Raw genomic sequence first — 20,234 nt, 5'->3', positions numbered from 1 at the left:
CCTAATTTGCGATCGGGCGTATTTGCTCTATCAAAATCTGATTGAATTTTTGCGGTTCTTCAAAGGCCGGGAAATGGGCTGACTTCTCGAAACTGAAGAACTGTTTTTGAGGCGCGTTTAGGCGGTCGAAATAGTCTTTTGCCACGTCATGATGAGCTAGAAAATCGTGGCGGCCTTGCAGCATGAATACAGGCACATCGACCGCGGGGATTTCGGTGCTCAGGTCGGTGTTGAAGATGACGGGCAGCAGATTGAATGCGGGCGAGCTCATAATGGACTCTAGAGATTGGGCCTCCCGGACAAAATCAATTTTGTCGTTCAGGCTATATTCTTTGGTCAAAATGAGCGGCTTGATAAACAGGTCAAACGGACCTTTATCATAAGAAAGCCCAAAGCGCGAAACCTGTGCGCGTGCCGTGAGAAAATCTGCATCAATCGGTACGCCGCTGAATGCGCCGACTTTTTGTAGTTGGGCGAGGGCCGCGTCATCATCTGAAGATTTTGCATGTTCTAGCGCCGCTTGAAAAGCGAGGGCCTCGCTGGCGGGGACGTCGGCCAATTGTCCGGTGCCAATATAGGCGTGGTAATCGTCAGGATGGGCCGCAACGGTGGAGAGCGCCAACATGGAACCCCAAGAGTGGCCGAGAATGAAAACCTTGTTCTTGCCAAGGCTTTGCTTGAGATGCGCAGTGACCGCGTGTGCGTCAGCCACAAATTGCTCAACCGTGAAATCATCCGGATTTAAACCACTACGCTGTGACTTGCCTGCGCCGCGCTGATGCCAAAAGGCGAGGGTGAAATGCTGTTCCAACACCGCATTGTGGTGTCGATAAAATGGCGTGTCTGGCGAACCGGGGCCGCCATGCACCAACAACAGCACAGGATTGTCGCGGTTGGCACCACGCAACAGCAAATATTGCTCACTGCCATTGATGGACAATCTTTGCTGCTCGGCAATGGGTTGCGTGCCAAGGTTAGCGCCTGAAATTGCAGGAGTTTTGCTGGGGCTAAACCAAAGTGCAAAGCTAATAGCGATGACGACGGTTAGGGTGAGGGCGCTCAAAGCGAGCAAAATGATTTTCTTTAAAATGGCCATTGGTCCAAGCAGTTAGCTTTATATCAGGACCCCAGAAATTGGCGTTGCCTGGCACAAGTTCAAGCAATATGCCCGGCAGAATTTATGAAAATTGCCCTTGAATGCAGAGCAAGGGCGCCTAAGGGCTATTCCTCAGACAAAATGTCCTCGATCACCAGATCCAAAAACAGATCGGTCAGCTCGTAACACATGACAATCTCAGCTTTTTCCGGATCGTAAAAAGCATTTTGCTCGTCACATGAGGTGGCGCGGAATGTGGTTTCTTCTGGCAAAGTTTCTGCAAAGCGCTGTTGCAACTCTTCCAACATGCCGGAATCCTTGACGATCTTGGCGGAAAGCTCAGTTTCTTCGGTTGGCTCGTCATAGATAATTTTGGCGGTGTATCCATCGCCGCGCATCGGGTCTATAAATGACTCAGTCATCACTGCCCAAGATTGTTCCAACTGCTCATAATCAGCGGCGCACAAATCAATGCGGTCCTCATCCAACCCATATTCAGCAGCAAAATCGCCAAACGTTTCTGCGCTTTGACCCGCCATCAAACATACAATTTGATAAGAGCGTTGAATATCAAGGCTGTGGCTGTCGTAGAAATCAGATTCTTCGAAATCTTCCGTATTGGAAATGTCGGATAAATACCATCCATCGGCGGCGTCGAATAAGATATTGTCATATTCTTCATCGCGCTCGCCCAGCAAGATCACAGACGCGATATTGTCCGCCGCATCTTCTTCTTTGCCCAAGATAGGCAAGCCGAATTGAGCGATCACCAGATGGCCAAATTCGTGATAAAGCACAAAACGCGTATTGTTTTGGGCGAACTCAACGGCTTCATCATATTGTTCGTCGGTGAGTTCTTGCGCCAACACTGGGGACACAAGTGCCCCCAATGTCAAAAGAAGTGAAAAAAGCAATCGCATACTAGACCCCCAAATGCTTAAAGGCCCAGTTCCTCCTGCGCCTCTTCCAAGGTGGCAAGCTTCTCCAGCCAAAGCTCTTCCGCCGCCTCAATATCCTTGGCCAAATCTGCCCGATCTTTGCCCAATTGCACAGCTTTTTCCTGATCTTTTTGAAATAAATCAGGGTCTTCCAAAGCTTCGTCAGTTTTTGCCAATTGTTGATTCAATTTTTCAACCTTGGATTCTAACTGTTTGATTTCCTTGCGTAAGGGGGCAAGCTGCGCGCGTTTTTCGGCAGCGACCTTGCGATCTTTCTTTTTGTCCGCAGGGCTGTTGGCTTTGTTCGGCTCCGGCTTGTCGCGCGTGCCGGTGAGGGACCGTTGATAAGTCTCAAGATCATAATCACACACAGAGATGGTGCCATCTTTGGCAATCCAAAGCTGGTCCACCGTCGCCTCGATCAAATGCCGATCGTGCGAAATGATCAACACCGCTCCTTCATATTCATTGAGCGCCTGCACCAAAGCATCGCGGCTATCAATGTCCAAATGGTTGGTTGGTTCGTCCAAGATCAACAGGTTTGGCCCGTTAAAGGTGACTAAGCCCATCAAAAGACGTGCTTTTTCACCACCGGAAAGATTTTCTGCCAACGTGTCCATGCGCGAGGTGGTGAGGCCCATCTGTGCGACACGCGCCCGCCGTTTCGCCTCACTATCGTAGGGCATAAGCGGTTCAACATGCTCCAATGGCGTTTGCTTTGGCTTGAGCATATCCATCTGATGCTGTGCGAAGTGCGCCACCTCAAGCTTACGCGCTTTGGTGAGCCGACCATCCATCAGCTTCAGTTCACCCGCCAGCAATTTGGCGAAAGTGGACTTACCATTGCCATTGATGCCCACAAGTGCAATGCGATCTTCAGGATCAATGCGGCCGCTGATACGGCTGAGGATTGGCGTGCCTTCTTCATATCCGGTTGCCGCCATTTCCATATCGATAATGGGGGCCGAAACCGCACGCTTAGGCTGCGGGAAGGTGAAGGGGGCCACATGTTCGTCGAACAGTGCTTCCACAGGCTTGATCTTCTCAATCCGTTTCAGGCGAGATTGAGCTTGCTTTGCTTTGGTCGCTTTCGCCCGGAACCGATCCACAAACTTTTGCATATGGGCGATCTGCTCAAGCTGCTTTTCACGCTGCTTGTTGTTGATGTCCATCTGCAAGCGGCGATTTTCCTCAAACTGATCATATGCGCCGCGGTAAAAGCTGAGACCGCCGCGCTCCAAATGCACGATGGAATTGACCGCTTTATTGAGCAAATCCCTGTCGTGCGAGATCATAAACACCGTGTAAGGATAGTTCGCCAAATAGCGCTCTAGCCACAAGGTGCCTTCAAGGTCCAAATAGTTGGTCGGCTCATCGAGCAGCAACAGATCAGGCTTGGAAAACAGAACACCCGCGAGCGACACACGCATGCGCCAGCCACCGGATAGATTGGCGCAAGGTTCGGCCTGTTTGGTTTGGTCAAAGCCCAAACCTTTCAAAATCGAACTTGCGCGTGCTTCGGCAGAATGGGCCTCAATTTCGGCCAAACGGGTGTGAACCTCGCCAATGCGCATCGGATCAGTCACGGTTTCCGCTTCTTCTAAAAGCTGAAGACGTTCCTTGTCAGCTTCCAGCACAATATCCATCACGCTATCTTGGGTGGCAGGCGCTTCCTGCGCCACCGAACCCATTTTTGCGCGGTGATGAATTTCAATATCGCCAGAATCTGTGGGGATTTCGCCTTTTAACAAGCGGAAGAGAGTGGTTTTGCCCGAGCCATTGCGGCCCACAAAACCGGCTTTCGAGCCAGCGGGCAGGGTGAGACTCGCATTTTCAAACAGCGAGCGACCTTCAATAGAGTAATTTAAATTCGTAATTTTCAGCATGATTTCAGCAGCTTTCGAACGGCCTAATTTTGTTCATTATTCGAGATTAGTTTGAAAAGCACACGCCAAACGGAGGCGCAAAAATGCGCGTCACCAACATTTGGGGTGCATTGAAATTTTTCAAACAGGTCTTCGAATGAAACTGCCGGAATCCATTATACTGTCTTTGCTTTTGATTTTTGCACAACCCTTAGCTGCGATGGCGCAAACCGTCAACACTGGGCCGCAAAAACCGCATTTTAACACCAAACCATCTTTAGGGCTTACGCGTGAAAATATCCCCATGGTGAAACGCGTGGGCACCGACCAAATCAATTTTGAATATATGTATTTCGCCCCAAATGGCTGCTGGAGCTTGGCTGGCCACACTTTAGATGTGGGCCGCTATGTGGCGGACCTTACTTTTAACGTGCAAATTGAAGGGGGCATGTGCACCCAAGCCATAAAGCCGCTCAATATGGAAGTGTGGTTCGATGGGCCAAAAGACCTTGAGCGCTTGCGCTTTGAGGTCAAAGATCAATCTGGCCAAGTGATCGAAGCACAGGAGCTTTTGATCGAATAATCGGGCTGTCATCTCACCGTCATCATGAAATGATCTTGGTGCTTGTCATATCCCGATAAGGTCTATAAAACGCAGGCCACATCCCACAAAGCAAAATAAGGGTATTTCAATGGCTTTGGAACGTACATTTTCTATCATTAAACCTGATGCCACAAAGCGCAACTTGACTGGCAAAATCATCGCCAAGTTTGAAGAAGCTGGCTTGCGCATCGTTGCATCTAAGCGCATTCACATGACACGCGAGCAAGCTGAAGGCTTCTACGCTGTACACAAAGAGCGTCCTTTCTTTGGTGAATTGGTTGACTTCATGATTTCTGAGCCAGTTGTTGTGCAGGTTTTGGAAGGCGAAGACGCCATCGCGAAAAACCGCGAAGTTATGGGCGCAACAAACCCAGCTGACGCTGCTGAAGGCACAATCCGTAAAGAATTCGCGCTTTCAATCGGCGAAAACTCAGTGCACGGTTCAGACGCACCAGAAACTGCTGCTGAAGAAATCAAATATTTCTTCTCTGACGACGAAATCGTTGGCTAATCGCCATCCATTTCGTGATGAATTTAGGGTCGCTTCGGCGGCCCTTTTTTATGCGCTGATGGATTGGCCAAACATAAGGCGATGCCCGTCAATGGTCCGGATGCCAAATTCGCGCATGCCATGCGCCTCATCGCGCAGGGTCTTGATGATCTCCACGCCATTGGCCTCATATTCGGCAAAAAGCACATCCACATCCTCCGCCACAATATAGGCCATATAGGAATGATCGCCTGTCTCAGAAGCGGCCATTTCATCGGGGCAATCACCCGCCATGATGGTGACATTGTCGCGCACAAAAAAGCGCCAGCCTTTGTCCTCAATTTCAATCACCTCAAAGCCGAGCTTATCGCGATAAAAGGCGCTGGATTTTGCAAGGTCTTTCACTGCAATCACATATCTTGGTTGCTTGAGCATATTCTCTCCTTGCTTATGTGCTGAACTGCACTAAATTGTGCCGCAAATCCGCAACCAAAAACAGCCCCTTTAGCCCCATGAAAAAAACTGTCCTTAAAGTTGAACGCACTGTCTGTCCTCATGATTGCCCATCCACCTGCGCGCTGGATGTGGAAATTTTGGAAGATGGCAGCATGGGCCGGGTGCGCGGGGCAAAGGATGATCCATATACGGCAGGCGTGATTTGCGAAAAAGTTGCCCGCTATGCGGAGCGCACGCACCATCCGGATCGGTTGCTTTATCCGCTGAAGCGGGTGGGGGCCAAAGGCGAAGGCAAGTTTGAGCGCATTTCATGGGATGAGGCGCTGGATATTGTGGCCGAAAAATTCCTCGCCGCCGAAGACGAGTTCGGCGCGGAAAGCGTATGGCCATATTTTTATGCGGGCACCATGGGCTATGTGATGCGCGACGGGATTGACCGCCTGCGTAACGCCAAAAACTATTCTCGGCAATATGGCACCATCTGCTCCATGATTTCATGGGCAGGCTATGTGGCAGGCACCGGCCGCTTGCAGGGTGTGAACCCGGAAGAAATGGCCCAATCGGACGTGATCGTGATTTGGGGCACCAACCCGGTGCACACCCAGGTCAATGTGATGACCCATGCCATGAAAGCCCGCAAAGAGCGCGGCGCGAAGATCGTGGTGGTCGATATTTACCGCACCGCCACCATGCAACAGGCGGATATGGGCGTGCTCTTGAAGCCCGGCACAGATGGCGCGCTGGCCTGCGCCCTGATGCATATTTTGCTGCGCGATGGCAAAGCCGATCGCGAATTTATGAGCAAATACACAGACTTCTCACCTGAGTTTGAATCACATTTTGAAAGCTGGACACCCGAACGCGCCGCGGACATCACCGGGCTAGACGTAACCCAAATCGAAGAACTGGCCGCATTGTTGGGCAACAACCCGCGCGCTTTTTTCCGTCTCGGCTATGGCTTCACCCGCCAGCGCAATGGCGCCACCGCCATGCACGCGGCGTTGTGCGTGCCTGCGATGCTGGGCGCCTGGCAATATGATGGGGGCGGGGCGTTCCACTCCAATTCGGGCACATGGGGCATCGATAAAAGCCTGATCACCGGATCAGACCTTGCCACCAAGCCCCAGCGGCTGCTGGATATGTGCGAGCTTGGCCCCATTTTGACGGGCGATCAAAAGGCACTGAAAAACGGCCCGCCGGTGAAAGCCATGCTGATCCAGAACTGTAATCCGGCGGTGGTGACACCAGATCAGGAACTGGTGCGCCAAGGTTTTAAACGCGACGATCTGTTTGTGGTTGTGCATGAGCAATTTATGACCGACACCGCGGAGCTGGCCGACATTGTGTTGCCCGCCACCATGTTCACCGAACATGAAGATTTTTACACCCGAGGTGGCCACACGCGCATTCTTTATGGCCCGAAAATCCAGGAGGGGCCGGGCGAAACCCGCTCCAACCATTGGCTGTTTAAAGAACTGGCCAAACGGCTGAACGCCAAGGGCGCGGCCTTTGAAATGGAAGATCGTGAACTGATCGACGAGACGTTCCAAAAGTCCGGCTTTGGCTCGCTAAATGAGGTGGCCGAAGAGGGCTATATCGAACGCGCCGATACTGTGGCCGACGCCCATTATCGTGATGGCTTCGCGTGGGACGATGGCCGCTTCAAATTCGCGCCAGACTGGCTCGCCACGCAAGAGCGCAAAGCAGTAGAATTTGTCTGCGACCCAGCCATTCTGCCCAAATTCGCCGACCATTGGGAAACCATCGAAGCCTGCGACGAGGCGCATCCATTCCGTCTGGCCACCAGCCCAGCCCGCGCCTTCCTCAACACCAGCTTCACCGAAACCCCGGGATCGCAAAAACGCCACCCGGAACCCACCGTGTTCGTCCACCCCGACGATGCCGCAGCGCTCAACATCAATGAAGATGATTACGTCACCGTCGGCAACAGAAGAGGCGAGGTGATCCTCAAAGCCAAAATCTTCGACGGCATGCAACGCGGCGTGCTGATCGCCGAAAGTCTGTTTAAAAACAAGGCACATAAAGGCGGCAAAGGAATCAACACATTAATCGGCTCAGACCCCGTACCGCCGTTTGGTGGGGCAGCGTTTCATGATTGTGCGGTTTGGGTGCGGGGTTGACCCAGCCAATCGATTGAACAACTGTTAAAAAGTGCCAATTATAATGTATTTTTAAACGTGTACGGTTTGACAATGAGAATATTTGCGAAAAATTTTCGTGGTTTTAGTGAAATTGATTTTGATGTTTCACACCCCACATTTCTCGTCGGGGACAATAGTTCAGGAAAAACATCTATACTTCATTTGGTTGAATACGTGTTTCGAACCTCCTTGGTTCAAGCGCCAAACCTTAACTCAAATCATCTACATGACTGGGACGGTTTTACATCACCGTATTTTGATCATGCGGATGTAATCATTGGTTTCGAGAACGATGAAGAACCGGATGAAGAGGGAGAAGTTGGCAAATTAGTCAGAATTCAGACTATTCAACGCGTGAAAGATGAGTTTGGCGAGCCAACAAATTTTGTTTCGAGATTCACTGCTAGTGATGGTGTACATGCAGTTACAATCGCAATATTCAACCAGAAAATTCACGCTGCAAGCTATAATGGTGCCTCCCTGGCAGGATTTTCCGGGGTTTTGGATTTCCATAATTGTGACGATTTAGAATTTTCGCCTGTAGCAGAAGCAGAAGAATTTCACGCAAATCATCCATATGTTGTTGTTAGAGCGATGTCGTTGTTACATTCAATGACGGAAGAATCTGAAGATGTTCAATTTGAGTTTTTCGGAACGCTGCAGGGAAAAAAGTTTTTGCCGTCGTTGTTTCTTGGGCCGCTTCGTAGTGGACCTGAAAGGTACTATGACCAAGAAATCTCCGAGAGCGTTGATGGTCAGAGAACCCTCGCAAATTGGCACAAACTTTCAAAGCATGAGAAACGAAAGTACTGGGTGCCAATTAAACGATTTGCGAACGACAGCGGTCTGTTTTCGCGTTTCGAAGTAGATACAATTAGTGAAAAATTTGCGAGGGCACCTTTGCACGTGCGAATTATTAGAGAGGAAAAAGAATTTTCCTTGTCTGAAGTTGGCGTGGGTGTTTCTCAATCAGTTCCCGTATTGTTACAGTTGATTTGGGGTGCACTGACTGAAAGAATTGTATTGGTGCAACAACCAGAACTACATCTACACCCAGTAGCCCAGGCTGCAATGGGTGATTATTTTTTTGAAATGAATGAAAAAGGTTGCGGGTTCATAGCCGAGACACACAGCGATTATTTAATTGATCGCTATCGATACAGGGTGCGAAAGTCCAGTTCAGAGCAGGGTGCGTGCATAATTTATTGTGAGAATTCGAGGATTGGCAATACCGCCTACAAACTCGATATTGAAGAAGATGGAACAATTGCAAACGCACCAGATAGTTATCGCGAATTCTTTATTAACGAATTAAGCAAGCAAGTGTTTTGAGATGGAGGTACTTATTGAGCCTTGCGTTGTGCAGGAAACTTGGTTTTTGGAGATTTATCCTGAGTTGGTGCGCTGCAAAAACATTGTCCTAATTTGCTCGGAAGATGATCAGTCTAAAAGAGAAATGACTGAAGCTGCGCTTAAACGATATGCTGAGTTTAGAAGGTTGAAGGGTCGGTCGAAGGTCGTGTCTAGGGAGGATGTTGAACCCATCAGAATCGAAATTTGCAACAACGACGAGTTTGAGGCGCATGACGCCTGTGATGACCCTCACATTTTTGCGATTTCGCTTCTCTGCGGGGTCTTTTTTGTCTTCACCCGTGACGAACGAATGGGAAGATGTAAGGCAGCAATGCAGGGCAGTTTATCACCACGACATCGTCGATTCATTCCAATCGTAAATCAGAACTCGTATCGTCGTCATAGGCGAAAGATGTTTTCTCACCCATAAACCTTCCAAAAGAAATAGATCGTCAGCCCCAAAGCGTAAATGATCACAAAGCGGCGCACATAGATGGAGGGGATTAGGTAGGAGAGGCGGGCGGCGAGGTAGCCGCCAATGGTAGCACCCACGAGGGCGACAGAACCTTCCAGCCAATAGATTGAGCCGCCAATGGCCAGCCGGATCACGGCGGTGAGGGCAACCAAGGTGGAGAGCCACAGCTTGATGCCGTTCATGCCATTGATGTCTTTATAGCCCGCCAAAACCAAAAATGCCAAAAGGATGATGCCCAGCCCGGCATTAAAAAAGCCGCCATAAAAGCAAATTGCAGTGAGCAACACTGCCGTGCCGATGGCTCCCGCGCGGGCTGCACGCTTGCTGCCACTGCTACGGGACACCAAATAGCTGTTCAACTGGCCACCAAAGCTAAAGGCAAGCACGGCGAACAACATCAACCACGGCACAATGGTGCTAAATTGCGCGTCGGACACGAGCAACAAAGCCTCGGCCCCGAGATAACCCGCCACCAGCGCGATGATGGAATAAAGCACAAGCCTTTGCCGATTGGCCATGATCGCATCATAAAAGCCGATGGCACCGCTGGCATAACCGGGTAAGCAGGCAAATGTGTTCGTAGCGTTGGCGGCCACGGGCGGCACGCCCACCAGCATTAGCGCCGGAAAAATCACGAATGAACCGCCGCCAGCCAAAGCATTTAGCGCGCCGGCGCCAAGCCCGGCAAAAAACAGAATGATCCAGTCCAAAATATTGTCCTTTTGATCCGACAATGCGCGCAATAATTATCCAAGGATTGGACAATATGAAACAAATTCGTGCTGTACACGTTTTTGTGTTTGATGTGGGCTTGATAGTCCATCGTAAAATTACGATAAACTACCCTTAACTTATTCAAACCAGTGGGGCGCTTTATGTCAACGGTACAAAATAAACCAATCGAACTTTACTATTGGACCACGCCGAACGGATGGAAAATTTCCGTTCTGCTGGAAGAACTTGGCGTGCCCTACAATGTGCACATGATCAATATTGGCGCTGGCGACCAATTTAAAGACGAGTTTTTGGAAATCTCACCAAACAACAAAATCCCAGCCATTGTGGACCCGGAAGGGCCGGGCGGAGAGCCAATCTCCGTTTTCGAATCTGCAGCCATCATGAAATATTTGGCCAAAAAGTTCGATAAATTCTACCCAAGCGACGAGCGCGCACAAGTGAAGGTGGATGAATGGCTGTTTTGGCAAATGGGCGGCTTTGGCCCAATGCTGGGGCAAAACCACCACTTCAATAAATATGCGCCGGAAAAACTGCCATACGCCATGAAGCGCTATACCGATGAAACCCATCGTCTATACGGCGTGCTGAACAAGCGCTTGGCTGACCAGGACTATGTGGCAGGGGAATATTCCATCGCCGACATAGCCATTTACGGCTGGGCTACCCTTTGGGAAGGCCAAGGTATGGACATTGCAGAATTCCCCCATGTGAAAGCATGGCTGGACCGTTTGGGCGCCCGCGAAGCGGTGCAAAAAGGCATGGAAGTGGGCAAAGAAGAGCGCGAAAAGCTCAATCTGGCGACCGATAAGGACGCACAAAAAGTGCTGTTCAATCAGCGCTCAAAATAAGATTAGGATTGGGTCGAAATCAGGGTGCGATTTTGACCCAATTTTCTTTCAGACAAAGAATGCTGTAAAACAGGCAACCTTTAAGCTGGATCGTGTTTGAATTCGGCATCCGCGCGGTGCCTTCATACATTTTGCCATCCAGCGGATTATAAAGTTCCCCTTCAAAAACGCTCGGATCATTACTTTTTGAAAAAGTAATCAGCAATATGCCCTCAATCGGGCGATTGCGCATGGTTGGATCAGGGTTGCGCTTATCTGTAAGCCCTGGCTTTGCCGCCTTCGACACGCGGCCACAATATTTTTGCGCCCCACAGCGCTCAATACGAATCTCAGCTTCAAGTTTAGTGCGCCAGGTGCCCACCGGGTTAAAAGCAGAAGCGAAAGATTGTGTGCTCGGCAACATAAGCGCCAAGACGATAAGGAAACGGACGATTGTTTTTGTCGCTGTTACAAGCATTTTGGGTCCAAAATAATCTAAAATTGCTACTCGGCTCATCCTGCATCCTGATTTAAACACAGGCACTTTTTAAAAATCAGTTTTGCAAACGGGTGTTGATCAACACTTAATCCAACACGGAATCATCACCAAGATTCGCACCGTTCTTCATTATAGTCATTAAATTATGAACCGGTGAGACAAGTTTCAAGTTGAGGACAACACAAGACATTGTCAAAATTTTGAAAAAATGGCTTGCATCCATCACATCGTTAAGGTTATTCACTGCCTCGGAGAGGTGGCCGAGTGGTCGAAGGCGCTCCCCTGCTAAAGATGTAGCTTGCTTCTCTATCTCTTTGTTTTTGATTTGTTATTTTGCACCGCTATGTGCGGTTGTGTCAATTTTGTGCCAAACGTGTTTTGAACAGCCTCTTTTGTGTCGCTTGGTTGCGCGTACACTTCAAGCACCATCCGCTTGCTTTTCCACCCACCAGCTTTAGCGACCGTCACAGGGTCAATCCCGTTTTGCATTAGCGCTGTTGCAAAGTACCTTCTGCCCATGTCGTGCGGTGGAATATGCTCAATTTCGGCGTTCTTTTCAGCAGTTGCCCATGCCGTTTGAATAGAGTTTCGAGACTTGTACCGGAACACACGATCTTGGGTGCGCTCCAAATTTGCCAGCTTGATGATCAAAGGCTGGGGCATGGTGCAAACGAGCGGGTCTGTTTTGGTCTTTCTTAGCACCGCGACTTGGTTGTCAAAATCAACATCTTTCCATTCAAGCCGAACCGCTTCGCTTATTCGTGCGCCTGTGTACGCCATAAACATGGCAAGAGCGCCCAGATGGGGGCTGGCATGGGCAATGAAAGATTCAAGCCATTGCTGGTTGCCTACGCGGGGTATTTTCTTCTCGACCTTAAAGCGCTCAACTTTTATGGGGTTGCATAGCCCGCGCTTTGCAGCGTGATTTATAATCGCCTGAACGGGCGTTATCACTTGTCTGTTGTGTGTGGCGGGGCCGCTATTCGGGTACAGCTTAAGGCAAAGGTCATGCACATTGCCCGGCTTTATTTCGCTGACTTTCTTGTGACCCCATTCTGCAAAGATTGGTGCTAGAAAGCGTTCCGATTTGTCAGCGTTTAGATATATCTCCATTGCGGCGGCAAAGGTGACTACGCTTTCTTGGCCGTGGATTTCGGCCTTGTGGACTTCGAGTGTCCTCTTAGCTTTGTACTGCTCCGCAATTGACTTTTCAGCCGTTCCTGTACTCTCCCGTATGCGGAATCCATTGATGGTGCCACGGACCCACCAGATTTCGCCACGTTTGAAGAGTTTGAGACTTCCCATTTTTCGATCAACTGCTCTATGTGTGAGTTTGTGAATAATACTGTACGGCCAACTTTGAAGCAAAGGCCATGTTTTTTTGCGCTTTCAACCAAGGTCCGTTGCGAAACATGCAACTGCTTGGCTACATCGGCGGCGGTATATGCCTCTATCATTCATCACCTCCATGCCTTGCCAGCGGAATAGGCGCGTCTATGTCAATGGTGTTCATTGGTTGGCCTCTCTTGATGCATGTTCCAATTTAGCGACCGTTAGAATTGTCGGCTTCAACTCTGCCGGGGCTTGATCGTAATTGATGCCCTTCTTTGCACCGCTCAAACGTGGTAGCAGGGCGCGGGGTATTGCCTCCCAATTGCTTGGGTCACAATTCGTTTTATCCCCATCCAAACATTTTAGCGCATGTCCTTCTGGCACTGGGCCGTTTGCCTTTTCCCACATCCATCTATGTTTCAGCACATAGCGGCGTTCATATCCGGTATGCGGGTTCACTTCGTCCACACTGATTTCGATATAGCCGTTCTTTGTTTGCCGCTCATGGCCAAGGTAATTTGTGTTGTGTGGAGTGTTGCCCTTCTTGAATTGCGTTTCTTTGGCACGTCCTTTGGGCGGGTGCGGCTTGCCTTTGTTGTGCGGTGTAATGCCCTTCTTGAATTGGCCTGTCCGGCCTGTTTTCCAACCCATGCGAGTGCATTTCGCTTTGAAATTAGCGAGCGTAATATCATCGCGACCGAACGTCTGGACAAATTCAGTATGCAGCTGGCGGCGAGGCTTTGTCTTACGCGCCTCAAGCCATACCAATTCTTCTTTGCTGTATGGAATTGATCTGCCCTTCATTCTTTTTCATGCTCCACTGTTACAGGTTTGCCGATCAGACCAGATAAGGCGGGGCGGTATCGGTCGCCATGTGTGGCAACAAAGGTTGCGGCTTTAAATGTCAGGTCGGCGTTGCGAATAATTTGATCAGCAACCGAAACCATTGAATCTGCGCGTTTGGATTCTTGTTCAATTTGCTCCGCGCTCATGCCTTCTTCTGAAAGGCGTTCCATTTGGGCGAATAGGTGATCATTCAAGTCCTGGAGTTTGTTCTTCATCACACTTGCCTTTCGTAAAATCTTTCGTAGCTGTTTCGTAGCCTTTCGTACGGCTATCCATCTCACTGATCCTTGGTGGGGAGGTTTCCAGCCAGCCCAACAGTCGCGTAAACCACGGCTGGCGCGTCTTCATAGCTGATATAGAAGCCATGCTCACGAATTGCTCTGCTTAAGACCATGTAACACCCCGGAGGGCCGCCCCTAGCTGGATGGTTCCATGCGTTGGGATATTTATCTTTTGGGAAAACCAACTTCGCCAGTTCATGATAAACCAGAAAGCCGCCATTCCCATGCTGGGTTAACGCATCAACAATGCGGTCTTTGATCTTCCTAGGCATTGTCCTGCTCCTTGGTGGGGAGGGTTGTAACAAATGGCAGATCGTCAATTGTTGCGTGGCGAAATTCGCGGGGCCGCCAAAGGGTGCTTTCCACCTTGTCACCAACCATCAGGTTAGTGTTGTTGGCGACCCAACAGACTTGACCATCTGACTTGCGCACCACAATAGCCCCCGGTTTTGCTTCTGACATTCTCATTCGCTCTCACCTTCTGGCGCATTGGTGGGGAGATTGCGGATTTCTGGCTGGGGTGAGATTGGCCCTACTGCGCCAATGATTTCCACGACCGCTTGTTTATTCCATCCTTTGCCATCGCAAGATTTGCAAACCCACGAGTTGAAAGAAATGTCACCAGCTTCGGCGTCATTCCGTTCACCTTGCCCACTGCAATCATCACACTTGGCGCGGCTCAAAACATCAAGCAACGCACAGGCATCAGCACCTAAAACAAAATCATAGGCGCTGATTTTCTCCCTCCGCCCTTCCTCTCGCGCTGCCTTTATACGTGCAAGAATTTCAGTGGCGTGTTCCCAAGCCGCAGCGCCTGTTTCCACATCGGCGGCACATTCTTTCTCCGTCACGCCCATGATTTTCTCAACAAGCCGCATAAGGACATCGCTGGGGTATTCTTGGCCGTCGATTTCATTAGTTTCCGAGAGCTTTTCTTTTGGTGTGGTCATGATTGGTCCTTTGGAGTTAGCCCGCTGCCGCGGCGATATGAAAGACAAGCGATACGTGTATGGCCCGCCGCGTCATCCGCTTCTTTTCTGGATGCAAAGCCAGCCGTTGAATTTCGTGGGTATATGTTCACCCAACATTTTTTGGGCTGCTTGTCCTTGGCGGCTATGCGATATTCATCAGCAAAAAAACGAATTTTATCGATATTGCTGGCATCTACAGCAACGAATATTCCTTGGCCTTTTGCCTCAACGACCATTCCTATTTTTACGTTCTTTGCCTTCATCACATTTCATCCAGTTGCTTTACGTTGGGTTATGGGCGTTTGAAGTTTATCTGATACCAAGTGTCTCCAGGTTCGGAGCAACCGTACAAGTCCTCGTGCTTCTTAGGGTCATAGCCGCCGTCAACCTCATAGATCAGTCCGTGCTTTATGGCCTTTTCTTGCAACTCAAAACCTTCAAGATCACCTTCCGGCCAAGCCTCCATCACGTCTTTTGCAAATGCTTCAAAGTCTGGTTTCTTGATCATGATTTCCTCAATCGTTTACGTCTCTAGAGTTGTCGAAAAACGGATCGTTCATCTTGCGTTTCGCCTTGGGAAAGCCCCGCGATTGTATCGGCTTGCCTGATCTGACCTTCTTGCCGCTCTTGCGCTTCTTTGGGTCGGCAGGCACAAACAAAATGCCTTGCGCGAAACGGTTCTCTAAGGTGCGCTGAATGCCGCGCAGCGCATAGAATAGCCATTCATCACGGCTTAGCGGTTCGCCTAACTGCCCATCAAATTTTGCATGGCATGAGTGGCAGGCGTCGAGAATTGAAATGTCGCTGGCCTTGTTGCCGGTCCCCTTAAATTCATCGCGAATGTGGGCCGCAACGGTTGTTGACCAATCGCCGTTACATATTCCGGGGATCTGCAAAGTGCAGGGCTGGCCTCTAGCCGCGTCTGTGTATTTCTTGGAGTGGATCATGCGACATTCCACTTCTTGAACCATTCTCTGTGCTTAGGGTTCATTACGAGCTTGCCGCGCCTGCTTGGCTGTATATGCTTACCATCAACCCACGAACCGTTATAATAGTGCGACACATAATCGAGCGGTGTTTCGTTCGGTTTTTTGTTTATCGCCGCTTCAAAATATGGTGCACCATCAAATCCCGCGCTAAACACGTCACCACAGGTTCCGCACTTAAATTCAGGTTTCAAATAACCGACTTGAACGCTGATCCGTCCGCGCTTGCACGATTTGCAAAGGCTGTCTTTGTGGTAACCCATATTGCTCTCCTATGCTGCTTGGCCCATCACAAGGGCTTCTAAGAAGTCCAGAACGGCTTGCTTGCTGGCCTGAAATTCACGCTTCCCCATTGCTTTCAAAGATTGAGATTTGGCGGTGAATACCTGCACGACACACTCATTCACCGTGACAATTGCAAAATCGTCCGAGGGCTTTACAAATGACGCAATTCGCAACGCTTCAGCCTTGCTGGATGCAACCATTGACCGCTCGTCATAATATCCGCACTTGATCAAAGCCCATTTCCGCAAATGCTCGTCGGTTGGGAAGTTATCTTCGATCAATTCCGGCAGGTTTACCCAATATTCACGGACTGCTGCGAAATACTGCTTGTGGCTGTTTGCAGATCGATCTTCTTTGATTTCGAGATTGTAAAGCTCACCGACAACAAACTGATCATCGCACTTTTGTTGAAACCGTGGCATTGGCACCATAGCCAAGCCATCCCATTGATAGATCATTGGTATGCCTCCGGGTTGCCGCGATCTGCCATGTCAATTTTTTCGGCCATCGCCTCAAGTTCTTCACGGCGCGTTTCAATGCGTTCCATAAACTGCCCAATCCAGTTTTCTGGCATGAATGCGAGGCGGCCTTGAAGCTCGGCCTCCAGGTTCTTGAGCTTCTTGAATTGACCTTCATCAATCTCTTTCAAGATCGCATGGAAGTTGATGATCTCTTTTGCGCGATGCGGTGTGAGGCGCTCGAACTTAGGCGGGTTCTCACTTGCCCGTTGCGCATCATCATCTTCACCAGTGATAGACAAGTTGAAGATTGCAGTTGTCAGGTATCGACGTGCATAGGTGACAGACGAGCCAAAAGCCTGTGTTGCGTTCTTGTTTTTCCCGCCCTGTGCGCCAGCACCATCGGATGGCACATCCATAAATTCTGTTTCAGAATGGCCGGAAACATGCCGGATCGTCGCTTGCACTCGATAGTGATTATTCTTTTGAGTCTCGCCTTCCCCGAAAGTGATCGAAAACCCATGCGCATAGATGATAGGCTGAATTTCCCGGTTGATTGCCTCAAGCGTGGCATACTTGGACCCTGTGAAATTGTTCTCTGCATTCTTCACAATGGGCTTCATTGCGTTCTGCGCCTCTGACATGGCGGCATAGAACTCTTTCTTTGCCTGATCTTTTTCCATGTCGCGCTGCAAAGCTATGAGGCGCTCAAACTTATCAATGTCCATATCGGCATTGCTGGCAGCCTGCATAATCCGGTCCAGCATCGCGCTGCCTTGGCTTTGCGTTTGCACTTCGTGGTGTTCGTCTTGTTTTGCTAGTGCGCTCATATCGAAGCCACTCCATCTGTTTTCTGGTTGTATTCGGTTTGAGGGTAGGGAACGGCCCCGGGGATTTGCGCCAGCACGTTCTTTAACTGGTGTTCATTGACCAGCCGCGCCCGGCGCTTGTCTGTTGTTGGGCTTGCCCCCGCCATCATGTGTAGATAGCCGTTGCCGATTTTGACGTACCAGTGAGGGCGGGTTTCAACGCGGGTGATGTTCATGATCTTCCCTCCGCTTTGGCGATTATCGTCTTGGCATGTGGGATATTGCCGCCTGATACGCCGAAATTATCGCAAGCATCTGTTAGGTCTTTCAGCGCCTCTACTAGCTCTTGCTCAAGAGGGCGGGTGTTCCAGCGGTTTACGTTCGCGCCGCCTCCACAATCTCGACATGCCACAACACGACCATTACCGATTTTGTATGTGTCAAGAATTGAAGACCCACAAAACGGACAGGGCTTTAGCTTCTCACTCATATTCACACTCCTTGCAGACAGGCGATTGCAGTGCCGATGAACCAAGCCGCAATCCAAATGGCGCAAGCTATCGGCGTGTCGTATTTCGAGATGAATTTGATCGTGCGGGTCATGATTGCGCTTCCCAACCAAAAACTAGGGCGCGCATTGTGACCACTTCCCACTGTCCATCATCAGCGCCACATCCACCGCATGGCTTCGTGTTGTGCTTATACTCTGTGTGGTACCCGCATGTATGACGATATCTCTTGTGCCAATGTCCGTTGGTGGTAAGACGACCGGCGGTCACTCCTATCCATCCGGCTATGGCGAACAGAATGATGATAAATACTAAAAGAAATAGATCACCCATTGTCTTTCTCCTTGGCCTTATCGGCGGTTAGATTGGCTATGGATGATTTCCCATCCTTGTTGCGCTTTGCATCAGCAGCGATTGCCCATTGGCTCACATCGTTTGAAGTGGTTTGGCTGTCACCCATCGCTCTCGCTCCGGGCTTGGAGCATGGCATCGGCGTATTGATATGCAGCCTTTGAAACGTTCTTGGGATCAAAGGCATCACCAGCGTGAAAACTTGCCATGTTGGCCAGCGCTTGCCCTGCGAAATCGTTCCGCAAAGACTGCTCGATCATTTCATCCAGCCATTCAGTGCCGCTATTAGGCACCTTTAGCTGAATGGCGGCGTATTCTTGGGCGGTGAGGCCTGATTGGTGCCCATTGTCGCTTGCAGCCGCAAAGGCAGCTTCGTCTTGTTCGGCCATCATTCATCTCCCTGTGTGGGGTGGGCTTTGGAAAGGGCGCTCGCTAATTGCTCTGCTTTTTTTTCCAGATTTTCTGTAACTTCCACAGCCCGTCGTGTACGGTTGAATTTTGAGCATTGGCTTGCACGGCGATCACCAGAAGATGGGCCTTTAGACATGCCGTTAATATTGTGTTCTAATGGGCAATCATTGGATTTCATCCACCAATGACACCTCCCGCAGGTGCGCTGTTTGCTATCCCAAACCGCCCACTCGAATAACCTTGCTTCCCGAACTAATTGGTTGCGAGCGTCCCAATCCATGATGGCGTCAAAAACCTCTATAGCCATTCCAGCCTCCTATAGTGCGTGTGGGGTGAGGGCGGAGACCGTGCAACACTCGCTGATCAACCACGCGGCTGCATCCATCTTGTGCTCGTGCTTTGGCTCAAATGAAGCGAGATATGCTTTCAAAGCGCCGTGAAACAGACCGCTGTCCACGCCCGGATTGAGAATGGCGCCAAAATCGCTTAGTGTGCCGCCCTCATAAAACAAGCCGTTCGCAACATCGTGATATTCACGGCCAACTTTTGGGATTGAGTTATGCGGCGGGTATTGGTTTAGCTTTGCGCCAGCGAAAACACTAAACTCCGTTGGCACTTCAAAATTACCAAGTTTGATTGGGTCTTTTGCCATCTCTCCGCTCCTTAAATAGCGTGTTGTTGGTAGTAGGCGCGGTCTGGTGCCTACAGAAATTCTGGTTGTGGTTGTTCGTCGTGATCAAATTGGTAGCGATAACGCTCAATGCATGTTCCGATGATGTAATCGTCCATCTCGCGGATATCGTCGCAGTGGCGCATGACGGGTTCGATTTGCTCTGAGAACTGCAATGATGAACCGTCATGCCAGCAAGGCGCATTCAATAGCCAGCAATCATCATGAGATGCTTGGCAATCTCCATAAAGCGGCTTAGGCGAGTGAATTTCGATACCACCTAGGAAGCGTTCGCCCCACCTGTCACGCCAATCCTTGTCTTGCTCTATCGCCCAAATGTGGACGCCGCCTAACTCACTCTTGGCAAACCAAATGTGGCGGTTGCCTTCCTTTTGGTATCCGGTTTCGACCTTCGACATTACGCTGCTCCTTTGTATGCTGCTGGCCAGCTACGCGGGAAGGTTGGCTGACCGCCGCGATGCTCAATCCGCGCTTCTTCAATTGCTGTATCGAGATAGTCTTGAGCGTGGGCGCTGATGAACTCACAGGCGCTTTCTGACCAATCATCAGACTGCAAGTCGTGGTATTGATCTTCCACGTATGCATCGGCCATTGCCTCAGCGATTTGCACGGTGATGGTGTCGCCTTGCGTTGCACCTTCATTCACGCCCAAGATCACCCATTCCAAGCCATATTCTGACGCTTGATCAATCACATCGGCCAGCTTGTCGAAGGTGTGCGTTTCCAGCACTTCACCGCCTTCAATCATCACCGCTACAAATGTTTTGTATTGCTCTAGCTTGGTCATTTCCATCTCCGCTG

Annotated in this window: 31 protein-coding genes and 1 pseudogene; 5 read left to right on the top strand and 27 right to left on the bottom strand. The window is 50.0% G+C overall.

What is annotated here, in order from left to right; genetic code table 11:
* Nucleotide 1: 1 nt before the first annotated feature.
* From ATL17_RS08080 to ATL17_RS08070, 3 genes are all read right to left on the bottom strand, one after another.
* Complete coding sequence (locus ATL17_RS08080) at nucleotides 2-1,096, bottom strand: alpha/beta fold hydrolase (protein ID WP_133572306.1); 1,095 nt, start codon at nucleotides 1,094-1,096, stop codon at nucleotides 2-4.
* Between the two features lie 125 nt (nucleotides 1,097-1,221).
* Nucleotides 1,222-2,016 (bottom strand): DUF4344 domain-containing metallopeptidase, encoded by a 795-nt coding sequence (locus ATL17_RS08075; RefSeq protein ID WP_133572305.1) that lies wholly within the window; start codon nucleotides 2,014-2,016, stop codon nucleotides 1,222-1,224.
* 17 nt (nucleotides 2,017-2,033) lie between these two features.
* Nucleotides 2,034-3,920, bottom strand: a complete 1,887-nt coding sequence (locus tag ATL17_RS08070) for an ABC-F family ATP-binding cassette domain-containing protein (RefSeq protein ID WP_133572304.1) — start codon at nucleotides 3,918-3,920, stop codon at nucleotides 2,034-2,036.
* Between the two features lie 136 nt (nucleotides 3,921-4,056).
* Between ATL17_RS08070 and ATL17_RS08065 the strand changes: the two genes are divergently transcribed.
* Nucleotides 4,057-4,482, top strand: a complete 426-nt coding sequence (locus tag ATL17_RS08065) for a hypothetical protein (RefSeq protein WP_133572303.1) — start codon at nucleotides 4,057-4,059, stop codon at nucleotides 4,480-4,482.
* Between the two features lie 109 nt (nucleotides 4,483-4,591).
* Nucleotides 4,592-5,014: a nucleoside-diphosphate kinase gene (ndk, locus tag ATL17_RS08060; protein ID WP_133572302.1), complete on the top strand. Its 423-nt coding sequence runs from the start codon at nucleotides 4,592-4,594 to the stop codon at nucleotides 5,012-5,014.
* Nucleotides 5,015-5,062: 48 nt separating this feature from the next.
* Here ndk and ATL17_RS08055 read toward each other — a convergent pair whose 3' ends face one another.
* Nucleotides 5,063-5,428 carry a VOC family protein gene (locus ATL17_RS08055; RefSeq protein ID WP_133572301.1) on the bottom strand — a complete coding sequence of 122 codons (366 nt, stop codon included), beginning with the start codon at nucleotides 5,426-5,428 and terminating at the stop codon, nucleotides 5,063-5,065.
* 77 nt (nucleotides 5,429-5,505) lie between these two features.
* Here ATL17_RS08055 and ATL17_RS08050 point away from each other — a divergent pair, with 77 nt between their 5' ends.
* Together ATL17_RS08050 and ATL17_RS08045 are read left to right on the top strand one after the other, a co-directional pair.
* Entirely contained in the window at nucleotides 5,506-7,590 is a 2,085-nt protein-coding gene (locus ATL17_RS08050) for a molybdopterin-containing oxidoreductase family protein (RefSeq protein ID WP_133572300.1), read from the top strand.
* A gap of 72 nt (nucleotides 7,591-7,662) precedes the next feature.
* A complete protein-coding gene (locus ATL17_RS08045; protein ID WP_133572299.1) occupies nucleotides 7,663-8,943 on the top strand; it encodes an AAA family ATPase in 1,281 nt (426 codons plus the stop codon).
* A 441-nt stretch (nucleotides 8,944-9,384) separates the two neighbouring features.
* On the opposite strand, the gene ATL17_RS08040 is transcribed toward ATL17_RS08045, so the two are convergent.
* Complete coding sequence (locus ATL17_RS08040; RefSeq protein ID WP_246028666.1) at nucleotides 9,385-10,173, bottom strand: sulfite exporter TauE/SafE family protein; 789 nt, start codon at nucleotides 10,171-10,173, stop codon at nucleotides 9,385-9,387.
* 141 nt (nucleotides 10,174-10,314) lie between these two features.
* On the opposite strand from ATL17_RS08040, the gene ATL17_RS08035 reads away from it, so the two are divergent.
* Nucleotides 10,315-11,025, top strand: coding sequence for a glutathione S-transferase N-terminal domain-containing protein (locus tag ATL17_RS08035; RefSeq protein ID WP_133572297.1), 711 nt, complete (start codon nucleotides 10,315-10,317; stop codon nucleotides 11,023-11,025).
* Between the two features lie 19 nt (nucleotides 11,026-11,044).
* Here the strand turns inward: ATL17_RS08035 and ATL17_RS08030 are convergent, their stop codons facing one another.
* The 22 genes and pseudogenes from ATL17_RS08030 to ATL17_RS07935 all read right to left on the bottom strand — a co-directional run bounded on the left by ATL17_RS08030 (nucleotide 11,045) and on the right by ATL17_RS07935 (nucleotide 20,220).
* Nucleotides 11,045-11,542: a DUF2147 domain-containing protein gene (locus ATL17_RS08030; RefSeq protein ID WP_133572296.1), complete on the bottom strand. Its 498-nt coding sequence runs from the start codon at nucleotides 11,540-11,542 to the stop codon at nucleotides 11,045-11,047.
* Nucleotides 11,543-11,809: 267 nt separating this feature from the next.
* Nucleotides 11,810-12,808 carry a tyrosine-type recombinase/integrase gene (locus tag ATL17_RS08025; protein WP_133572295.1) on the bottom strand — a complete coding sequence of 333 codons (999 nt, stop codon included), beginning with the start codon at nucleotides 12,806-12,808 and terminating at the stop codon, nucleotides 11,810-11,812.
* A gap of 59 nt (nucleotides 12,809-12,867) precedes the next feature.
* Nucleotides 12,868-12,960, bottom strand: a pseudogene (locus ATL17_RS17215) (hypothetical protein); the annotation flags it as partial.
* Between the two features lie 52 nt (nucleotides 12,961-13,012).
* Nucleotides 13,013-13,639 carry an HNH endonuclease signature motif containing protein gene (locus ATL17_RS08020; RefSeq protein WP_133572294.1) on the bottom strand — a complete coding sequence of 209 codons (627 nt, stop codon included), beginning with the start codon at nucleotides 13,637-13,639 and terminating at the stop codon, nucleotides 13,013-13,015.
* Nucleotides 13,636-13,896 (bottom strand): hypothetical protein, encoded by a 261-nt coding sequence (locus ATL17_RS08015; RefSeq protein WP_133572293.1) that lies wholly within the window; start codon nucleotides 13,894-13,896, stop codon nucleotides 13,636-13,638. Before ATL17_RS08015 ends, ATL17_RS08020 begins: the two co-directional genes overlap by 4 nt.
* 62 nt (nucleotides 13,897-13,958) lie before the next feature.
* Entirely contained in the window at nucleotides 13,959-14,234 is a 276-nt protein-coding gene (locus tag ATL17_RS08010; protein ID WP_133572292.1) for a hypothetical protein, read from the bottom strand.
* Nucleotides 14,227-14,424, bottom strand: coding sequence for a hypothetical protein (locus ATL17_RS08005; RefSeq protein ID WP_133572291.1), 198 nt, complete (start codon nucleotides 14,422-14,424; stop codon nucleotides 14,227-14,229). Before ATL17_RS08005 ends, ATL17_RS08010 begins: the two co-directional genes overlap by 8 nt.
* Nucleotides 14,425-14,426: 2 nt before the next feature.
* The gene (locus ATL17_RS08000) at nucleotides 14,427-14,912 is read right to left on the bottom strand and encodes a hypothetical protein (RefSeq protein WP_133572290.1); all 486 of its coding nucleotides are present in this window, start codon (nucleotides 14,910-14,912) and stop codon (nucleotides 14,427-14,429) included.
* Nucleotides 14,909-15,196 carry a hypothetical protein gene (locus ATL17_RS07995; protein ID WP_133572289.1) on the bottom strand — a complete coding sequence of 96 codons (288 nt, stop codon included), beginning with the start codon at nucleotides 15,194-15,196 and terminating at the stop codon, nucleotides 14,909-14,911. The genes ATL17_RS08000 and ATL17_RS07995 overlap by 4 nt, the downstream gene beginning before the upstream one ends.
* A 29-nt stretch (nucleotides 15,197-15,225) precedes the next feature.
* Entirely contained in the window at nucleotides 15,226-15,441 is a 216-nt protein-coding gene (locus ATL17_RS07990) for a hypothetical protein (protein ID WP_133572288.1), read from the bottom strand.
* A gap of 7 nt (nucleotides 15,442-15,448) precedes the next feature.
* Nucleotides 15,449-15,880, bottom strand: a complete 432-nt coding sequence (locus ATL17_RS07985) for a nuclease domain-containing protein (protein WP_133573133.1) — start codon at nucleotides 15,878-15,880, stop codon at nucleotides 15,449-15,451.
* Nucleotides 15,877-16,182 (bottom strand): hypothetical protein, encoded by a 306-nt coding sequence (locus ATL17_RS07980; RefSeq protein ID WP_133572287.1) that lies wholly within the window; start codon nucleotides 16,180-16,182, stop codon nucleotides 15,877-15,879. The genes ATL17_RS07985 and ATL17_RS07980 overlap by 4 nt, the downstream gene beginning before the upstream one ends.
* 9 nt (nucleotides 16,183-16,191) lie before the next feature.
* Nucleotides 16,192-16,662, bottom strand: a complete 471-nt coding sequence (locus ATL17_RS07975) for a hypothetical protein (RefSeq protein WP_133572286.1) — start codon at nucleotides 16,660-16,662, stop codon at nucleotides 16,192-16,194.
* Nucleotides 16,659-17,414 (bottom strand): ERF family protein, encoded by a 756-nt coding sequence (locus ATL17_RS07970; protein WP_166638949.1) that lies wholly within the window; start codon nucleotides 17,412-17,414, stop codon nucleotides 16,659-16,661. Before ATL17_RS07970 ends, ATL17_RS07975 begins: the two co-directional genes overlap by 4 nt.
* 74 nt (nucleotides 17,415-17,488) lie before the next feature.
* Nucleotides 17,489-17,707 carry a hypothetical protein gene (locus ATL17_RS07965; RefSeq protein WP_133572284.1) on the bottom strand — a complete coding sequence of 73 codons (219 nt, stop codon included), beginning with the start codon at nucleotides 17,705-17,707 and terminating at the stop codon, nucleotides 17,489-17,491.
* Nucleotides 17,704-17,961 carry a Lar family restriction alleviation protein gene (locus ATL17_RS07960; RefSeq protein ID WP_133572283.1) on the bottom strand — a complete coding sequence of 86 codons (258 nt, stop codon included), beginning with the start codon at nucleotides 17,959-17,961 and terminating at the stop codon, nucleotides 17,704-17,706. The genes ATL17_RS07965 and ATL17_RS07960 overlap by 4 nt, the downstream gene beginning before the upstream one ends.
* A gap of 344 nt (nucleotides 17,962-18,305) precedes the next feature.
* On the bottom strand, nucleotides 18,306-18,440 hold the full coding sequence (locus ATL17_RS17160; protein WP_281275878.1) for a hypothetical protein: 135 nt from the start codon (nucleotides 18,438-18,440) through the stop codon (nucleotides 18,306-18,308).
* On the bottom strand, nucleotides 18,433-18,723 hold the full coding sequence (locus tag ATL17_RS07955) for a hypothetical protein (protein WP_133572282.1): 291 nt from the start codon (nucleotides 18,721-18,723) through the stop codon (nucleotides 18,433-18,435). The genes ATL17_RS17160 and ATL17_RS07955 overlap by 8 nt, the downstream gene beginning before the upstream one ends.
* Nucleotides 18,720-19,049 (bottom strand): hypothetical protein, encoded by a 330-nt coding sequence (locus ATL17_RS07950; protein ID WP_133572281.1) that lies wholly within the window; start codon nucleotides 19,047-19,049, stop codon nucleotides 18,720-18,722. Before ATL17_RS07950 ends, ATL17_RS07955 begins: the two co-directional genes overlap by 4 nt.
* A gap of 9 nt (nucleotides 19,050-19,058) precedes the next feature.
* Nucleotides 19,059-19,394, bottom strand: coding sequence for a hypothetical protein (locus ATL17_RS07945; RefSeq protein WP_133572280.1), 336 nt, complete (start codon nucleotides 19,392-19,394; stop codon nucleotides 19,059-19,061).
* A gap of 50 nt (nucleotides 19,395-19,444) precedes the next feature.
* Nucleotides 19,445-19,831, bottom strand: a complete 387-nt coding sequence (locus tag ATL17_RS07940) for a hypothetical protein (RefSeq protein WP_133572279.1) — start codon at nucleotides 19,829-19,831, stop codon at nucleotides 19,445-19,447.
* A complete protein-coding gene (locus ATL17_RS07935; RefSeq protein WP_133572278.1) occupies nucleotides 19,831-20,220 on the bottom strand; it encodes a hypothetical protein in 390 nt (129 codons plus the stop codon). The genes ATL17_RS07940 and ATL17_RS07935 overlap by 1 nt, the downstream gene beginning before the upstream one ends.
* Between the last annotated feature and the right edge of the window lie 14 nt (nucleotides 20,221-20,234).

The sequence above is a fragment of the Maritalea mobilis genome (assembly GCF_004363175.1).
Lineage (GTDB): Bacteria > Pseudomonadota > Alphaproteobacteria > Rhizobiales > Devosiaceae > Maritalea > Maritalea mobilis.
Note: the sequence above shows the minus strand (reverse complement) of the source record. Positions and strands in the feature narration are given on the sequence as shown.

What these genes read in the sequence shown, in the direction of transcription:
- ATL17_RS08080 (WP_133572306.1), bottom strand. Translation starts at nt 1,096, where the DNA reads ATGGCCATTTTAAAGAAAATCATTTTGCTCGCTTTGAGCGCCCTCACC.
- ATL17_RS08075 (WP_133572305.1), bottom strand. Translation starts at nt 2,016, where the DNA reads ATGCGATTGCTTTTTTCACTTCTTTTGACATTGGGGGCACTTGTGTCC.
- ATL17_RS08070 (WP_133572304.1), bottom strand. Translation starts at nt 3,920, where the DNA reads ATGCTGAAAATTACGAATTTAAATTACTCTATTGAAGGTCGCTCGCTG.
- ATL17_RS08065 (WP_133572303.1), top strand. Translation starts at nt 4,057, where the DNA reads ATGAAACTGCCGGAATCCATTATACTGTCTTTGCTTTTGATTTTTGCA.
- ndk (WP_133572302.1), top strand. Translation starts at nt 4,592, where the DNA reads ATGGCTTTGGAACGTACATTTTCTATCATTAAACCTGATGCCACAAAG.
- ATL17_RS08055 (WP_133572301.1), bottom strand. Translation starts at nt 5,428, where the DNA reads ATGCTCAAGCAACCAAGATATGTGATTGCAGTGAAAGACCTTGCAAAA.
- ATL17_RS08050 (WP_133572300.1), top strand. Translation starts at nt 5,506, where the DNA reads ATGAAAAAAACTGTCCTTAAAGTTGAACGCACTGTCTGTCCTCATGAT.
- ATL17_RS08045 (WP_133572299.1), top strand. Translation starts at nt 7,663, where the DNA reads ATGAGAATATTTGCGAAAAATTTTCGTGGTTTTAGTGAAATTGATTTT.
- ATL17_RS08035 (WP_133572297.1), top strand. Translation starts at nt 10,315, where the DNA reads ATGTCAACGGTACAAAATAAACCAATCGAACTTTACTATTGGACCACG.
- ATL17_RS08025 (WP_133572295.1), bottom strand. Translation starts at nt 12,808, where the DNA reads ATGGGAAGTCTCAAACTCTTCAAACGTGGCGAAATCTGGTGGGTCCGT.
- ATL17_RS08020 (WP_133572294.1), bottom strand. Translation starts at nt 13,639, where the DNA reads ATGAAGGGCAGATCAATTCCATACAGCAAAGAAGAATTGGTATGGCTT.
- ATL17_RS08015 (WP_133572293.1), bottom strand. Translation starts at nt 13,896, where the DNA reads ATGAAGAACAAACTCCAGGACTTGAATGATCACCTATTCGCCCAAATG.
- ATL17_RS08010 (WP_133572292.1), bottom strand. Translation starts at nt 14,234, where the DNA reads ATGCCTAGGAAGATCAAAGACCGCATTGTTGATGCGTTAACCCAGCAT.
- ATL17_RS08005 (WP_133572291.1), bottom strand. Translation starts at nt 14,424, where the DNA reads ATGTCAGAAGCAAAACCGGGGGCTATTGTGGTGCGCAAGTCAGATGGT.
- ATL17_RS08000 (WP_133572290.1), bottom strand. Translation starts at nt 14,912, where the DNA reads ATGACCACACCAAAAGAAAAGCTCTCGGAAACTAATGAAATCGACGGC.
- ATL17_RS07995 (WP_133572289.1), bottom strand. Translation starts at nt 15,196, where the DNA reads ATGAAGGCAAAGAACGTAAAAATAGGAATGGTCGTTGAGGCAAAAGGC.
- ATL17_RS07990 (WP_133572288.1), bottom strand. Translation starts at nt 15,441, where the DNA reads ATGATCAAGAAACCAGACTTTGAAGCATTTGCAAAAGACGTGATGGAG.
- ATL17_RS07985 (WP_133573133.1), bottom strand. Translation starts at nt 15,880, where the DNA reads ATGATCCACTCCAAGAAATACACAGACGCGGCTAGAGGCCAGCCCTGC.
- ATL17_RS07980 (WP_133572287.1), bottom strand. Translation starts at nt 16,182, where the DNA reads ATGGGTTACCACAAAGACAGCCTTTGCAAATCGTGCAAGCGCGGACGG.
- ATL17_RS07975 (WP_133572286.1), bottom strand. Translation starts at nt 16,662, where the DNA reads ATGATCTATCAATGGGATGGCTTGGCTATGGTGCCAATGCCACGGTTT.
- ATL17_RS07970 (WP_166638949.1), bottom strand. Translation starts at nt 17,414, where the DNA reads ATGCAGGCTGCCAGCAATGCCGATATGGACATTGATAAGTTTGAGCGC.
- ATL17_RS07965 (WP_133572284.1), bottom strand. Translation starts at nt 17,707, where the DNA reads ATGAACATCACCCGCGTTGAAACCCGCCCTCACTGGTACGTCAAAATC.
- ATL17_RS07960 (WP_133572283.1), bottom strand. Translation starts at nt 17,961, where the DNA reads ATGAGTGAGAAGCTAAAGCCCTGTCCGTTTTGTGGGTCTTCAATTCTT.
- ATL17_RS17160 (WP_281275878.1), bottom strand. Translation starts at nt 18,440, where the DNA reads ATGGGTGACAGCCAAACCACTTCAAACGATGTGAGCCAATGGGCAATC.
- ATL17_RS07955 (WP_133572282.1), bottom strand. Translation starts at nt 18,723, where the DNA reads ATGATGGCCGAACAAGACGAAGCTGCCTTTGCGGCTGCAAGCGACAAT.
- ATL17_RS07950 (WP_133572281.1), bottom strand. Translation starts at nt 19,049, where the DNA reads ATGGCTATAGAGGTTTTTGACGCCATCATGGATTGGGACGCTCGCAAC.
- ATL17_RS07945 (WP_133572280.1), bottom strand. Translation starts at nt 19,394, where the DNA reads ATGGCAAAAGACCCAATCAAACTTGGTAATTTTGAAGTGCCAACGGAG.
- ATL17_RS07940 (WP_133572279.1), bottom strand. Translation starts at nt 19,831, where the DNA reads ATGTCGAAGGTCGAAACCGGATACCAAAAGGAAGGCAACCGCCACATT.
- ATL17_RS07935 (WP_133572278.1), bottom strand. Translation starts at nt 20,220, where the DNA reads ATGACCAAGCTAGAGCAATACAAAACATTTGTAGCGGTGATGATTGAA.